15 protein-coding genes are annotated in these 14,557 nt (G+C 74.2%); 12 read left to right on the plus strand and 3 right to left on the minus strand.

Going from position 1 to position 14,557, the window contains the following annotated elements; all coding sequences use genetic code 11:
- Window positions 1-6: 6 nt before the first annotated feature.
- Entirely contained in the window at window positions 7-1,017 is a 1,011-nt protein-coding gene (locus tag I4I78_RS08170) for a class A beta-lactamase-related serine hydrolase (RefSeq protein ID WP_218610618.1), read from the minus strand.
- A 201-nt stretch (window positions 1,018-1,218) separates the two neighbouring features.
- On the opposite strand from I4I78_RS08170, the gene I4I78_RS08175 reads away from it, so the two are divergent.
- From I4I78_RS08175 to I4I78_RS08185, 3 genes are read left to right on the plus strand one after another with little or no spacing between them, the layout of a single operon-like run.
- Window positions 1,219-2,583: an MFS transporter gene (locus tag I4I78_RS08175; protein ID WP_218610619.1), complete on the plus strand. Its 1,365-nt coding sequence runs from the start codon at window positions 1,219-1,221 to the stop codon at window positions 2,581-2,583.
- Window positions 2,584-2,622: 39 nt separating this feature from the next.
- Window positions 2,623-2,970, plus strand: coding sequence for a TraR/DksA family transcriptional regulator (locus tag I4I78_RS08180; protein ID WP_218610620.1), 348 nt, complete (start codon window positions 2,623-2,625; stop codon window positions 2,968-2,970).
- 28 nt (window positions 2,971-2,998) lie between these two features.
- Window positions 2,999-3,469: a nuclear transport factor 2 family protein gene (locus I4I78_RS08185; protein WP_218610621.1), complete on the plus strand. Its 471-nt coding sequence runs from the start codon at window positions 2,999-3,001 to the stop codon at window positions 3,467-3,469.
- A gap of 282 nt (window positions 3,470-3,751) precedes the next feature.
- Here I4I78_RS08185 and I4I78_RS08190 read toward each other — a convergent pair whose 3' ends face one another.
- The gene (locus I4I78_RS08190; RefSeq protein WP_218610622.1) at window positions 3,752-4,666 is read right to left on the minus strand and encodes a hypothetical protein; all 915 of its coding nucleotides are present in this window, start codon (window positions 4,664-4,666) and stop codon (window positions 3,752-3,754) included.
- Window positions 4,667-4,895: 229 nt separating this feature from the next.
- Here I4I78_RS08190 and I4I78_RS33390 point away from each other — a divergent pair, with 229 nt between their 5' ends.
- Window positions 4,896-5,030, plus strand: coding sequence for a hypothetical protein (locus tag I4I78_RS33390; protein ID WP_255567093.1), 135 nt, complete (start codon window positions 4,896-4,898; stop codon window positions 5,028-5,030).
- 404 nt (window positions 5,031-5,434) lie between these two features.
- Here the strand turns inward: I4I78_RS33390 and I4I78_RS08195 are convergent, their stop codons facing one another.
- Complete coding sequence (locus I4I78_RS08195; protein WP_218610623.1) at window positions 5,435-5,803, minus strand: hypothetical protein; 369 nt, start codon at window positions 5,801-5,803, stop codon at window positions 5,435-5,437.
- A 190-nt stretch (window positions 5,804-5,993) separates the two neighbouring features.
- Between I4I78_RS08195 and I4I78_RS08200 the strand changes: the two genes are divergently transcribed.
- The 8 genes from I4I78_RS08200 to I4I78_RS08235 all read left to right on the plus strand — a co-directional run bounded on the left by I4I78_RS08200 (window position 5,994) and on the right by I4I78_RS08235 (window position 14,532).
- On the plus strand, window positions 5,994-7,397 hold the full coding sequence (locus I4I78_RS08200) for an MFS transporter (RefSeq protein ID WP_218610624.1): 1,404 nt from the start codon (window positions 5,994-5,996) through the stop codon (window positions 7,395-7,397).
- 43 nt (window positions 7,398-7,440) lie between these two features.
- The gene (locus I4I78_RS08205; RefSeq protein WP_218610625.1) at window positions 7,441-8,187 is read left to right on the plus strand and encodes an IclR family transcriptional regulator; all 747 of its coding nucleotides are present in this window, start codon (window positions 7,441-7,443) and stop codon (window positions 8,185-8,187) included.
- 72 nt (window positions 8,188-8,259) lie between these two features.
- On the plus strand, window positions 8,260-9,279 hold the full coding sequence (locus I4I78_RS08210; RefSeq protein WP_218610626.1) for a hypothetical protein: 1,020 nt from the start codon (window positions 8,260-8,262) through the stop codon (window positions 9,277-9,279).
- Complete coding sequence (locus tag I4I78_RS08215) at window positions 9,276-10,475, plus strand: thiolase family protein (protein ID WP_218610627.1); 1,200 nt, start codon at window positions 9,276-9,278, stop codon at window positions 10,473-10,475. Before I4I78_RS08210 ends, I4I78_RS08215 begins: the two co-directional genes overlap by 4 nt.
- On the plus strand, window positions 10,472-10,960 hold the full coding sequence (locus I4I78_RS08220) for a Zn-ribbon domain-containing OB-fold protein (RefSeq protein WP_218610628.1): 489 nt from the start codon (window positions 10,472-10,474) through the stop codon (window positions 10,958-10,960). Before I4I78_RS08215 ends, I4I78_RS08220 begins: the two co-directional genes overlap by 4 nt.
- A 1-nt stretch (window position 10,961) precedes the next feature.
- Window positions 10,962-12,011, plus strand: coding sequence for a zinc-binding dehydrogenase (locus I4I78_RS08225; protein ID WP_308251974.1), 1,050 nt, complete (start codon window positions 10,962-10,964; stop codon window positions 12,009-12,011).
- Entirely contained in the window at window positions 12,011-13,651 is a 1,641-nt protein-coding gene (locus I4I78_RS08230) for a class I adenylate-forming enzyme family protein (RefSeq protein ID WP_218610629.1), read from the plus strand. The genes I4I78_RS08225 and I4I78_RS08230 overlap by 1 nt, the downstream gene beginning before the upstream one ends.
- Window positions 13,648-14,532, plus strand: coding sequence for a cyclase family protein (locus I4I78_RS08235; RefSeq protein ID WP_218610630.1), 885 nt, complete (start codon window positions 13,648-13,650; stop codon window positions 14,530-14,532). The genes I4I78_RS08230 and I4I78_RS08235 overlap by 4 nt, the downstream gene beginning before the upstream one ends.
- Window positions 14,533-14,557 lie beyond the last annotated feature (25 nt).

A 14,557-nucleotide genomic window follows, 5' to 3' on the forward strand; every position in this document is an offset into this window, starting at 1 on the left:
GGGGTCTCAGCCGTCCGGTTCCGGGATCGTCACCGGGGCCGGGACGGGCGCTCCGTACAGCAGGGCCGCGACGTCGCTGACGGCGTGCACCCCGTCGTCGAGCGTGCCCCCCGGCGGGACCTGGTACATGATCGCGACGACATCACGCTCGTCCGGCCCGGCGAAGCCGACGGTGTCGGTCACCCAGTGCTCGCCGTAGCTGTCGCGCTCCTGTGACCAGCCGTTCTTGTTGCCGGGACGCTGGTCCGCGCCGGCCGCCCAGACGCCCCACCGCTGGTTGTCCGCGACCCCGCGCAGGGCCGAGACCAGGTACTCCCGGTCGGCCGGGTCGGTGCGCTCGAGCACGTGGCGGCCCAGCGACGCGAGGTCGGCGGTCGTGCACTTCACGTAGCCCCAGTAGGTCTCCGCCGTGAAGCCGGGCTGGAACGCGAGCCCGCCCATGCCGTAGCGCTCCCGGAAACGGGCGAGCATGTCGTCGCCGCCGTGGCGCGTCCAGAGACGGTCGGTGGCCTTGTTGTCCGAGGAGTGCAGCATCGCGTCCATGTCGGCGCGGTCGGCGCCGGACAGGGCCGAGCGGCCGGACCGGTCGCCGTCGAGGAGGTCCGCGGCGATCGCCAGCTTGATCGTCGAGGCGGTCCAGCCGGGGTGGGTGACGTCGCCGGCGGTCCAGGTCCGGCCGGTGCCGCGGTCGGTGAACGAGACGGCGATGTGGCCGTCCGGGCCGGGCAGGGCGTCCAGCTTCGTCTCGACGGCGGCGAAGCGCGCGGACTGCTCGCAGGTCCAGCCCGGCACCGGGTCGCAGGAGGGCGTCACCGCGCCAGACTGCACGGTGGCCGTCGGCGGCGCGAGCGGCGCGGGTTGTGCCGTCACCGACGACCCGGCCGGCTCCGGCGCGACCGCGCCGCACGCCGCCACCGCGACCAGCACACACGCTGCCGCGGCCAGCCGGACCCCGCGGCGACCCCCGCAGCGACCGGCGCCGCGCCCCGCGGCACGCACCGCGGACGGCTGCGGCACACCGGCATCGCGACGGTCGTCACCGGATCGGAGCCCCACGGTTGCGGGACGCTACCCGCGGACCGCGGCGCCGCTCCCCCGCCCCACGCCGGCGTCGTGACGGATCACGCGGACGTGTCGACATCCGGTACATCGGTGACACAGACTCCGTCCTCGGGCCCACCGACGGGCCCGCAGGACGTGAGCTCGAGGGGGAGCGACATGGCGGTGGGCAGCAACGAGAGCGGACCGGGAGACGTCCGGCCGAGCGGGGACCCGGGCCTGACCCGGGCGGCGGTGCGCGCCGCCACCCTGCGGCTGCTGCCGCTGCTGGGTCTGGCCTATCTGCTCAACTACGTCGACCGGGTCAACGTCGGGTTCGCCGCGTTGACCATGAACGCCGACATCGGGCTCTCGGCCGCCGCCTACGGGCTCGGCGCGGGGCTGTTCTTCATCGGCTACTTCTTCTTCGAGGTGCCGTCCAACATCGTGCTGCACAAGGTCGGCGCCCGGCTCTGGATCGCGCGGATCATGGTGACCTGGGGCATCATCGCCTCGGCCACCGCGTTCGTGCAGGGCGAGGTCAGCTTCTACATCGTGCGGGTGCTGCTCGGCGTCGCCGAGGCCGGCTTCTTCCCCGGCATCATCCTGTACCTGACCTACTGGTTCCCGCGGGTGGACCGGGCGCGGATCGTCGCGCTGTTCTTCCTGGCCGTGCCGCTGTCGTCGGTGGTCGGCGGTCCGATCTCGACGCTGCTGATCCAGAACGGCGACGGGGTCCTCGGCTTCGACGCCGGCTGGCGGCTGATGTTCTTCGTCGAGGGCATCCCGACGGTGCTGCTCGGCATCGCGGTGCTGTTCCTGATGCCCGACCGCCCGCACCGGGCGAAGTGGCTCTCCCGCGAGCAGGCCACCGCGCTGGAGGACACGATCGCCGCCGAGGACGCCCGCGAGGTGCCCGGTGAGGTCGGTATCCGGCAGGCACTGGCGAACCCGAAGGTGATCGCGCTGAGCCTGGTCTACTTCGGCGTGGTGTTCGGGCTCTACGTGCTCGCGTTCTTCCTCCCGACGATCATCAAGGGCTTCCAGCAGCAGTTCGGCACGTCGTTCTCGCTGGTCCAGACGGGGCTGGTCACCGCGATCCCGTACGCGATCGCGTCGGTCACGATGGTGCTGTGGGCGCGGCACTCGGACCGCACCGGGGAGCGGGCCCTGCACGTCGCGATCCCCGTGCTCATCGGGGCCGTGGCGATCGCGGCGGCGCTCTACATGGGATCGCCGCTGGCGGTGATGGTGTGCGTGACGATCTGCGCGGTCGGCGTGTTCGCGGCCATCCCGCCGTTCTGGTCGCTGCCCAACGCGTTCCTGACCGGTGTGGGCGCCGCCGCCGGGATCGGTCTGATCAACTCGTTCGGGAACCTGTCCGGGTTCGTCGGCCCGTACGTGACCGGGTGGCTGCAGGACCTCACCGGCAACGGGCAGGCCGGGATGTGGGTGGTCGCGGCGATGATGGTGATGTCCGGACTGATCGCGCTGCGGTTCCGGGGGGCGACCCGGACGGTGCCGGAGTCGTCCCGCGCGGAGTAGCGCGGGAACGACGGCGGGCCCGTCGTCGTTGGAACCGGGGTGGACCCCGCCGAGCTGAGCGAGCACCGTGCCGTCGCCGTGACGCGCGCGGCGTCGCTGGGGCGCGAGCTCGAGTCGCTGGCGCAGGAGCAGTCGCTGACCAGCCACGACGACGAGCACGACCCGGAGGGCGTGACGATCGCGGTGCAGCGCGCCCAGCTGCAGGGTCAGCTCGAGGCGGCCCGCCGCGACGTCACCGACCTCGACCGCGCCGCCGAACGCCTGAGGTCGGGCACCTACGGCCGCTGCGAGGTCTGCGGCGGGCCGATCGCCGACGAGCGGCTGGAGGCACTGCCCGCGACGACGACGTGCATCGGGTGCGCGGGACGGACCCGCCGCCGGAGGTGAGCCGTGGCGGCCGCAGTACCGTCCGATCATGTTCACCCGTCTCGCCGGAGCCGCCGGCGCCGCCGTGCTCGTCGCCGTCCTGACGTCCTGCTCCGGTGCCGCGACCGAGGACGCCCCCGCCGCGCCCGACCCGGCCGCGCAGGCCCGCGACGCGGTGCGGGCCACGTTCACCGGCTACGCGCAGGCGCTGCTCGCCCGGGACTTCCCCGGTGCCTGCGCCGCGCTGACCGACCAGGCGGCGAAGGCCCTGGTCGATGACGTGAACACGAAGAACATCCCGGCCCGCACGTGCGACCAGGCCTACGCCGCGCTCTACGTCACCGAGGCCGCGACGACCCTCGACGAGTCGAACCGGACCGTCCGGGTCACCGACGTGACGGTCGACGGCGACGCCGCCACCCTGACCTACACCGGCTCGGTCAAGGGCCGGGCGCTGCCGCCGCAGACCGTCCGGGCACAGCAGGTGGGCGGACGCTGGCGGATCGCGCCCGCGAACTGACCGGCGCGCGGCCGGGGCCGGCGGCCGCCGAACAGCAACCCGACCTCGGCCCGGTCCTGGCCGGGCGCGACCTGCACCGTGCGGCTGCCGAACACCAGGGCACCGTCGTCGGCACCGAGCACCCCGATGCCGACGTAGCCGACGACGGCGAGGAGCGCCGCGGTCAGGAGCCCGCCGCCCACGCGCCGGGCGGCTCGAGGCCCCTCGGAGACGTTCGTCGGTGGCCCGGCGCTCGAGGTCGCCGACGCGCATCCCGGGCGACGGCTCGTCCACGGCACCCACCTATGGCCGGGACGGCGACCGCAGCGTGGAGCGCAGGCCGAGGTCCATCTGCGTGACCTTCTCCGGTGCCCCGTAGTCGGGGTGGTCGAACGTGTGCAGCACGAACATGTGCCGCGGCCAGTTGGCCCAGCGGGCGCTGCCGCCGAGGGTCTGCTCCAGGTTCTCGACCTGGCCGATCCGTCGCCGCTCCGGCCCCTCGTTGAACGCCGTGATGGCCGCGCGCTCGCCGGTCGCGGTGGTGTACGGGTAGCCGGAGATGTCGTCGAAGTACATCGGCACCCGTGGTAGTGCGGCCCCGGTCGGCAGTGCGCCGATCGCCTGCAGGGTCGCGTGCGTGCCGGTGAACACGTCCAGGTCGTGCGCGACGAAGCCGAGCGGGGGCAGCTCGCCGGACGCGACCCGCTCCATCAGCGGCCCGACCGTCCGCCCGACGTCGCCGAGGACGAGCTCGGTGCCGTCCAGGTGCGGCGCCAGTGCGGCCTGGTCCATCGCGAACTCGCCCTCGGGCAGCGCGAACGGGGAGTCCCGCGGGTCGGTGGCGGGCAGCAGGCCGTGGCCCGAGTCGAGCCCGACGACCGTGACTGCGACCCCGTACCAGGAGCGCACGCTTTCGGCGTGCTCCTGGAGGGCGCGCAGGCCGTTGCCCCCGGCCACGCCGAACTCGAGCGCGGTGATCTCCTCCGCGCCGACGGCGCGCGCGGTCCGGGCGGCCGCGAGCAGGCCGTAGAGGTAGGGCGGGTGCGGCAGCGCCCCGCGACCGCGTTGCTCGCAGCGGTAGAGCCCGACGGCGGCCTCGTCGAAGGGCCAGGGCTGGGGTGCGACGACCTCCCGCACCCGGGCCGCGAGGTGCACCAGGCGCGAGGGTGACACCCCCGCCGCCCTGCGCCCCACGCGCGCGATCAGCGATTCGTGCATCCGATCCGACTCCCTCGTCGTGCGTCACGGCAACCCCGATCTCACCACGAACGTGATCGCCGACACACCTCCACCCGGCTCAGGCGTGACGCCACGTAGTCAACGGCGACGACCCCTGCGTAGTCAATTGCGACGAAACACGGCCGCGACCAGCGGATCTCGACGTAGCGTCTCGGTCCGGGGCAGGCCACGGGGCCGCGCCCGGATGTTCACGAGGGGGAGGCCGGTCATGGAGGTCCTGTGGTTGATGCTGGCGGTCGGGGTGTTCCTCGGCTGGTTCGTCGGCCGGTGGCGGGCGGAGAACCGGCGCGCGCGGACCGACATGCGCGGAACCTGGAACAACCGGAAGAAGTACCGCAGCTGAGCGGCGTCGGACGGAGGGGTGGTCGGGCGGCCGAGCCCGGTACGGCGCACCGAGCCCGGGTACCGCGCGCTCAGCTTCGTGCCGCGCCCTGAGCGTGCCGACGCGACCGCGGCCGCGCGCGCGTCGGGGAGGGCGGCGCGCGAGGCGACGACGAGCGCGCGACCGCGGCGACACGACCGGCGGGATCGGCCTGCGGCCGGAGCCTTCCCGGCCCGAACGAGCCGGCGCTCGGCCGTCACGGCTCCGGCTCCCCGCGGGTCGGACGTCCACGGATCGGACGCCCCGGGGGGTCCCCTCGCTCACCCCAAGGGCCCCGAGCGCTCCTCTCGGGCCGCGCGATCCCGGCGCCACCGGGGATCCGGAGCACGCGACGACGCGCCGAGCCCGATCCCGCGCGCGGGCGGTCAGTACCCGACGGCGTCGAGGTAGCGGACCATTCCGACCCCGATCGCGGCCGCGCACACCAGCAGCGTGACGACCGAGAACGGCCAGCTGATCCGCCGGTCCACGATCCGTAGCACCGACACCACGAGGCCGCCCAGCCCGGCCGCGAACGCCACCACGACTGCCCCGCCGACCGACACCAGCGCCCCGGAGGTGCTGCAGCTCTGCGGCGGGCAGTAGTCCAGGAACGCGAGCAGGAACACCGCGCCGAACACCCCGAGCGCGACGATCATGCCGGTGACCGTCAGGGCCACCCCGGAGATCGCGACGTCCCAGGCGATCAGTGGACGCTTCACCACGACGGGGGAACGTGATCCGTCGGGCAGCATGGCACGGACGCTACCCCGGCCCGGAATGATCCGGACGGATCGGACGCCGCCCGCTCGGCTGCTCCGTGTCCGCGAAGCGGCCTTGTCGCGGTGGCGAGCCCACGCATAGCGTCCGATGCATTCGCAGTTCTGGATACGAGATCCGGGATTTCGAAGCATCATCGACCCGTCGAGGACGCCGGGAGCAGACATGACGCAGAGCAGACCGCCTGTCACGGACAGCGCGGTACCGGGACGTGTGGCCGTCCCGACCGAGCAACGCCGGGTCGCCGCCGCGTGCGTCATCGGCAACTTCGTCGAGTACTTCGACTTCGCGATCTACGGCTTCTTCGCCGCCGCGATCGGCTCCACGTTCTTCCCCGGCGGTAGCGCGAGCACCCAGCTCCTGCAGTCGCTCGCGGTGTTCGGCGTCGCCTACGTGATGCGGCCGCTCGGCGGCCTGGTCTTCGGCGTGATCGGCGACCGGGCCGGGCGCCGCGCGTCGCTCTCCATCAGCATCGGCGTGATGGGCGCCGCGACCGCCCTGATCGGCCTGCTGCCCGGCTACGCCACCATCGGCATCGCCGCGCCGGTGCTGCTGGTGCTGCTGCGCTGCGTGCAGGGCGTCTCGGTCGGCGGCGAGTGGGGCGCCAGCTCCGCCTACCTGATCGAGACCGCCCCGCCCGGACGCCGCGGAGTGCGCGGCAGCTACCCGTCGATGGCCGCCGCGCTCGGCCTGCTCGCGGGCAGCCTGCTCGCGCTGGTGTTCGGGTTGCTGCTCACCCCGGAGGCGCTGACGACCTGGGGCTGGCGGGTCCCGTTCCTGATCGCGGCGCCGCTGGCGCTGCTCGGGCTCTGGATCCGGCGCAGGCTCGAGGACACCCCGGTGTTCACCGAGATCGAGCGCCGCCGCGAGGCCGAGCAGCGCGACCTGCCGAAGGCCCGGTTCCGCGACGCGGTGCGTCCGGACCAGGCCAAGGCCCTGCTGATCACGTTCTCGTTCTCCTGGATCTGCGGCGTCGGGCTCTACTACCTGGGCTCCTACGTCGTGAACTTCCTGGCCTCGACGGTCGAGCTGCCGCGGATCCAGGCGGTGCTGCTGACCGGCCTGGCGCTGGCCGTCTACGCCGGACTGTGCCCGCTGGCCGGTCGCGCCTCGGATCGGTTCGGACGCCGTCGCACCGTCCTGTTCGGCTGCGTCGGGCACGCGGTGCTCGGCATCCCGATGTTCCTGCTGATGAGCACCGGCAACCCGGTCGCGATCATCGTCGCGCTGCTGGTGTTCGGGATCGTGCAGGCCCCGATCAACGCGAACACCTCGCTGATCCTGATCGAGCTGTTCCCCGCCTCGACGCGTCTGACCAGCGGATCGCTCGGCTTCAACCTCGGCGTCGGGCCGCCGTCCGGCTTCGGCCCGCTGGTCGCGGCCGCCCTCGTCGTCGGCACCGGGCTGGACTACTCGCCGGGCTTCTTCCTGGCCGGGGTCGCCCTGGTCTGCGGCCTGGTCCTGTTCGCCCTGCTCCCGGAGACGGCCGGGCGGGACCTGCTCGCCGAGTCCGACGCCACCAAGGACACCCCGCCGCCGGCGACCCGCCCGGCGACGACGGCCATCTGACAACGACTGCCATCTGCAGACAGGCACCCGAGGAGGGACGCGAGTGGACGGACAGCGGCTCACCCGCATCTTCGACGTCATCGACCAGCTCGCCGAGCACGGACCACAGACCGTGACCGAGCTCAGCTCCCGGCTGAACCTGCCGCTGAGCAGCACCCACGACCTGGTCAAGGCCATGGTCGAGGCGCGGGCGCTGGCCTGCTCGGGCCGCAGCTACGGGCTGGGGCCGCGTGCGGTGCGCGCGGCGCTGAACGTGATGGACGCCGTCGCCCTGCCCCGGGTCGCCGGGCACCACCTGGACCTGCTGGTGCAGAAGATCGGCTTCGACGTCTACCTGGCGATGGCCACCGGCACCCGGGTCGTCTACGTCGCTCGGCACGCCGGACGGCAACGGGTGAACCTCGACATCCCGCTGGGCCGCAGCCTGCTGCTGCACTCGACCGCGGTCGGCAAGCTGTTCGCCGCGCACCGCCCGGACGTCTACCGCGCGATGTTCTCCCGCGAGCGGCCGGCGCTGACCCCGCAGACCCGCACCACCCAGGTGCAGCTCGACCGCGATCTGGCCGGCATTCGCTCCCGCGGCGTCAGCATCAGCCGGGGCGAGAGCCTGCGCGGCGTGGTCGGCCTGGCCACGCCGGTGCGCGCACCGGACGGCTCGCTGATCGCCGCCGTGCACGTCTCTGCGCTGCGCAACTCGCTGCCGTCCAAGGAGATGGCCGCGGTGGTGGCCGCGATGCACGAGACGTCGACGGCCATCGAGACCGAGATCGCCGACCCCGCGGTCGCCTGAACCCCCTGAACCCCCTGAACCGACCCGGCCGACCCGGCCGACCCGAGCACTCCGACAGTTGAGGGAGCACAGATGCCACCCGGCACCGACCCACCCGCACCGCGACCCCGCGTCGCGGTCCTGGCGATCCGCCGCGAGGCCACCGCTCGCGAGGAGGACCGCAGCCTCGAGGAGATGATCTTCGAGGTCGCGCACGACACGCTGGCCGACGCCGGCCTCTCGCAGGCCACCGTGGGCGGCGTCGTGCTCTCCGGCAACGACCAGAGCGACGGCCGGGTGATCTCCTGCATGACCTCGGCCGGGCCGGCAGGCGGCGTCGACTCCGACGTCACGATGATCGCGTCCTCCGGCGAGCACGCGCTGGCCTACGGCTGGCTGCGGCTGCGCTCCGGGCAGGGCGACACGGTGCTGGTCATCGGCTGGGGCAAGCCCAGCGAGGGCGTCAACCCGGACTACGCCGAGCTGGTCAGCGCCGAGCCCTACGTGCTGCGCGCGGTCGGCATGAACGACACGATCGCGGCCGCTCTGCAGGCCTCGCGCTGGACCGACCCAGCGACGGCCGGCGACACCGCGACGGTCAGCTGGCCGCTGACCGCCGACGACCTGCCCCGGCGGGGCGACGTCGTCGTCGCCGCCGTGCTCGCGGTGGAGGGCACGTTCTCCCCGGGCCGGGAGCTGGCCTGGGTCCGCGGGGCCGGCTGGTCCACCGAGAACTACGAGCTCGGCGCGCGCGACGTGGGCGCGCAGACCGCGCTGGACCAGGCGCTCGCGCACCTGGCCCGGGGCGCCGACAGCGCCCCGGCCCCGTCCACCTGGGACTCGGTGGAGATCGCCGCGCCCAGCGAGCCCGCCGCCGCCCGCGCCGCGGGCAAGCTCGGGCTGCCCACGCACGCGACGGTGAACGGGTCCGGGTCGCTGCACGAGCGGCTCGCCCCGGCACACATCGCCGGGCTGGATCGGCTGCTGGCCGCGGCCGGGTCGGTCGGGCCGGGCACCGGCACCGCCGCCGGGGTCGGCTTCAACGGCTTCGCAGGCCAGGGCGCGACCGTCATGGTCTTCGGCGCACCGGGAACGAAGGAGGGTGTGGCATGAGCGTGCCGAACGTCGGGGTGTTGGGCGTCGGGCAGACGCCGTACGTGAACCGGCGAACCGACGTCACGTTCCCGGAGCTGGTCCGCGAGGGCGCGCAGCTGGCACTGGCCGACGCCGGCGTCACGATCGACGACGTCGACGCCGTGGTGTTCCCGCTGGCCCCGGACGCGCTGACCGGCACCGGCAACGGCGAGCGCTGGTGCATCGAGGCGCTCGGCGCGGCCGGCAAGCCGTTCATGCGCGTCAACAACGGCGGCGCCACCGGCATGAGCGCGATCATCGCGGCCTGGACGCACGTCGCGTCCGGCGAGTTCGACGTGGTGCTCGTGGCCGGCGCGGAGCGGGTGTCGGAGTCCGGGTCGGCGCAGTCGGTCCTGAACAAGATGTGGGACGTCGGCTACGAACGCCCGATCCCGCTGAACACGATCACGATGCTGGCCCTGTCCGCCGTGCGCTACATGCACCTGCACGGCAGCGACGAGACCGACATGGCCCGGGTGACGGTCAAGAACCGCCGCCACGCGGCCCTGAACCCGCTCGCGCACCTGCGCGACGAGGTGACGATCGAGGACGTCCTGGCCAGCCGCACGCTGGCCTGGCCGATCAAGCTCGGCGACGCCTGCCCGTCCTCGACCGGCGCGGCCGGGGCGGTGCTGGTCTCCGAGCGCTACGCCCGGGCGAACGGCCTGGACCCGGCCTGGATCCGGGGCGTCGGGCAGAACACCGAGACGTTCTGGATGGGCGACCGGGTCGGGCCGAAGGCGCTGCAGGACCACGGCGACGCCGACGCGCTGGCCACGGCGTTCAAGAGGGCCTACGGCCAGGCCGGGCTGACCGACCCGACCACCCAGATCGACGTCGCCGAGATCTACGCGCCGTTCTCCTCGGTCGAGCTGCACGTGATCGAGGCGGCCGGGCTGTGCGGGCTCGGCGAGTCCCCGACCCGGCTGGCCAAGGGCGAGTTCGCCCTCGGGGCGCCCGGGCCCGTCGTCAACCCCTCGGGCGGGGTGCTGTGTTCCAACCCGATCGCCGTCACCGGCGTCGCGCGCCTGGCCGAGGCCACGTTGCAGGTGCAGGGCAGGGCGGGCGCGCACCAGGTGCCCGGGGCCCGCACCGCCGTGGCCAGCGCCATCGGTGGCGACCACCAGTTCTACTCCACCCTCGTCCTGAGCAGCGACCTGGAGGACATCGCATGAGTACCACCACCCCCACCACCCCCGCGGGCCCGAAGTTCTACGAGCAGACCTGGGACCTGAGCTACAAGCACGCGCTGGGCGAGACGACGTCCCGGTTCCTGGGGGCGCTGACCGAGGGCAAGATCCTCGGGCGGCGCTGCCCGGTGTGCGAGCGGGTGATCGTCCCGGCGCGCTCGTTCTGCGACCGCGACCACTGCGCCACCACCGACTGGGTCGAGGTCGGCACGACCGGGGTGATCGAGATGTTCACCGTGGTCTACGAGCCGTTCAAGAATCTGCCCGCCCCGCCGTACGCCCTGGCCTACGCGACGCTGGAGGGCGCGGACACCGCGCTCGTCGGCTACGTGCGGGGCCTGGACCTGTCCGACCAGAAGACCGCCGTCGCGGCGCTCGCGGTCGGCACGCCGGTCGTGGTCAAGTTCAGCGACTCCCCCACCGGCACCGCCGCCGACTACTGGTTCGAGCCGGCCGCGGGCGCGAACTGACGTGAGCACCGTCGCACCGCCCGCGACGATGCGGGTGGTCGAGCTGGCCGGTACCGGGGACGCGAGCGTCCTGGTCCCGGCCACCCGGCCCACGCCGCGCCCGGGCCCGGGCGAGCTCGTCGTCCGGGTCGGGGCGTGCGGGGTCTGCGGGCACGACGCGCTGGCCCGCCGCGGCGAGCTGGCCGCCGGGCCCGGGACGGTGCTCGGTCACGAGATCGCCGGACGGGTGGTCGCGCTCGGCCCGGAGGTGCCGGGCGACTGGCTCGACCGGCGGGTCGCGCTCGTGCAGCGCATCCCCTGCGGGCGCTGCGACGAGTGCGCCGCCGGCGCGACGACGCACTGCCGGTCGGGTCCCGGCTTCTACGGCGAGGACCTCGACGGCGGGTACGCCGAGTACGTGCGGGCGAGCCCGCGCAACGCCGTCCCGCTGCCGGACGGGATCGACGACGCCACCGGGGCGATCCTGTCCTGCGCGGTCGGCACCGGGCTGCGCGCGCTGCGCTCGGCCGAGGTCTGGCCGGGGCAGGTCGTGGTCGTCACCGGTGCCGGCGGCGGGGTCGGGCTGCACACGGTCGCCCTCGCCCGGCACCTCGGCGCCCGGGTGGTCGGTCTCGTCGGCAGCGCGGCCAAGGTCGCGGCCGTGCGCTCGGCCGGGGCCGAGGCCGTCGTCACCTCCGACGCGGACGGCCTCCGCGACGCCGTCCGGACGCTCGGCGGGCGGCGCGGGGCGCACGTCGTCGTCGAGACGACCGGCGCACCGACGTTCGCGACGGCACTGCGTGCGCTGGCCCCGCGCGGGCGTCTGGTGCTCGTCGGCAACACCGAACCCGGGGCACTCCCGCTGGACCCGGGCCGCACGATCGTGAAGGAGCTGCGCGTGTCCGGATCCGCCCACGCCGACCGCGACGATCTGACCGAGGTGGTCGAGCTCGTCGCCGACGGCGCGATCACCCCGGTCCCGGCGCACCGACGGCCGCTGGCCGAGGTCGCCGACGCCCATGCCGCGCTGGACGCGCGGACCGTGACCGGACGGGCGGTGGTGACCCCGTGATGCCGGTGCACGTCCCGGAGCAGCGCTCCCCCGCCGAGCCGCCGCCCAGCCCGACGCTGCCGCACCTGGTGCGCGCCTGGGCGGAGTCCACGCCGGACGCACCGGCGCTGGTCGCCGGCGACGTCCGCTGGACCTACGCCGAGCTCGACGACGCCGTCCGCCGCGCCGCCGGCGCGCTCGGCGAGCTGGGCCTCGGGGCCGGCTCCCGGGTCGGCCTGCTGGGGACGAACACCGCGTCCTGGCTCGCCGCGGCCGTCGGTGCGATGTGGGCCGGGGGGCGGGTGGACGCGTTCAACACCTGGGTCAAGGCCTGGGACCTGGAGCACCTGCTGGAGACCTCGGCCTGCGAGGTGCTCGTGGTGACCGGCCGGGTACGCGGCTCCGACATGCTCTCCGCCGTCCGCGAGCTCGTCCCCGAGGTGTCCTCCGGTGCGCCCGGGGCCTGGTCGTCGGCGCGGTTCCCGGCGCTGCGCCACGTCGTCGTGCTCGGCGGGCACCCGGAGACGCCGTCCGGGGCGCACTCCTTCGACGACCTGCTCGCCGCCGCGACACCGGTCGGCCCCGGCACCGACCTCGCCCGCCCCGAGCAACCCGCCTACGTCATGTACACCTCCGGCTCGACGAGCCGGCCCAAGGCGGTGCCGCTGTGCCAGCGCGACCTGCTGGTCAACGGGTTCCACATCGGTGAGCGGATGGGGCTCGGCTCCTCCGACCGGGTGTGGCTCGGCTCGCCGCTGTTCTGGAGCTTCGGCGGCGCGAACGCACTGCCCGCCACCTGGACCCACGGCGCCTGCCTGGTGCTGCCGGAGCAGTTCTCCGCCGCCGAGAGCGCGGAGCTGCTGGCCCGCGAAGAGGTCACCGCGGCCTACCTGCTACCCGGGATCATCGACGCACTGGCCGGGTTCGGCGAGCAGGTCCGTGCCGCGCGGAGCCTGCGCACCGGGCTGACGATCGGACGTCCGGAGGAGGTCGCACGCGCCGTGGACGAGCTCGACGTGCCCGGGATCTGCAACATCTACGGCGCCACCGAGACCTACGGCAACTGCTGCGTCACCCACCACGACACCCCGCTCGACGTGCGGCTGAGCACGCAGGGCCCGCCGCTGCCCGGTGTGGAGGTCCGGGTGGTCGACGCCGCGGGCACCGTGCTCGACGCCGGGGAGCTGGGCGAGCTGCAGGTCCGCGGCCGGGTCACACCCGGCTACCTGGGCGACGACGAGGCCAACGCGAAAGCCTTCACCGACGACGGCTGGTACCGCACCGGGGACCGGCTCCGGGTCCGCCCGGACGGCGCCGTCGAGTTCGGCGCGCGGCTCACCGACATGATCAAGACCTCCGGGATCAACGTGGCCCCGGCCGAGGTGGAGAGCTACCTGGCCGGGCACCCGGACGTCGTCGAGGTCGCCGTCGTCGGGGCCCCGCACCGGGTCCGCGGCGAGGTGGTGATGGCGTTCGTGGTGCTGCGCGACGACGCCGGGGCCGACGGCGAGGCGTTGCGCGCGTACTGCAAGGACGGGATCGCCGGGTTCAAGGTGCCCTGGGAGGTCGTGGTGACCGAGGAACTGCCCCGGACCGCGACCGGGAAGCTGACCCGGCGCACGCTCGTCGAGACGGCCGCGGAACGGGTGGGGGCGCTATGAACACCGGCAACTGGGGTCGCTGGGGCCCGGACGACGAGGTGGGCGCGCTCAACCTCGTCGACCCGGCCGCCGTGCTCGGCGGTCTGGCGCTGGCCACGCAGGGCCGGGTGCTCTCGCTGGCGCAGCCGATCGGTCCCCTCGCCGGGGTGCCACCGCACCGCCGCGCGCCGCAGCGGTTCATGGACCGCGACGCGGGCGACTACGCCGCCGGCGCCCGCAGCCCGGACGGGTTCCGCTTCGCCGAGGACACCGTGGTGTTCGGGACGCACTCGGGCACCCACCTCGACGCGCTGGCGCACGCCTGGTCCGGCGACGAGCTCTACAACGGGCACGCCGCCACCGGCACCCGCTCCACCCGCGGCGCGCAGCGCTGCGGCGCGGACAAGCTGGTCCCGGTGCTCACCCGCGGGGTGCTCGTCGACCTGGTCGCGGCCCGCGGCGGGCCGCTGGAACCGTCGGTGCCGGTCGGGGTCGACGACCTGGAGCGTGCCTACTCCGGGAGCGGGGTCGAGGCCCGCGCCGGGGACGCGGTGCTGCTGCGCACCGGGTGGTGGGAGCGCCACGCCGGGGCGCCCGAGTACTTCGACCTCGAGCCCGGCCTGGACGCGGGCGCCGCCGACTGGCTCGCCGAGCGCGACGTCGCCCTGGTCGGGGCCGACAACTACGCGGTCGAGGTGGCGCCCTCGGCGCCCGGCTCGACGTTCCCGGTGCACCTGACGCTGATGCACCGCCACGGCGTCCCGCTGCTGGAGAACCTCGACCTCCGGGCCCTGGGGCAGGCACTGGCCGAGGCCGGGCGCAGCACGTTCCTGCTGGTGGTGGCCCCGCTGCCGCTGGCCGGATCCACCGGCGGACCGGTCAACCCGGTCGCCGTGCTCTAGGGAACGACCCAGAACTACCGGAAGG

The organism is Pseudonocardia sp. KRD291 (assembly GCF_019263595.1).
Taxonomy (GTDB): domain Bacteria; phylum Actinomycetota; class Actinomycetes; order Mycobacteriales; family Pseudonocardiaceae; genus Pseudonocardia.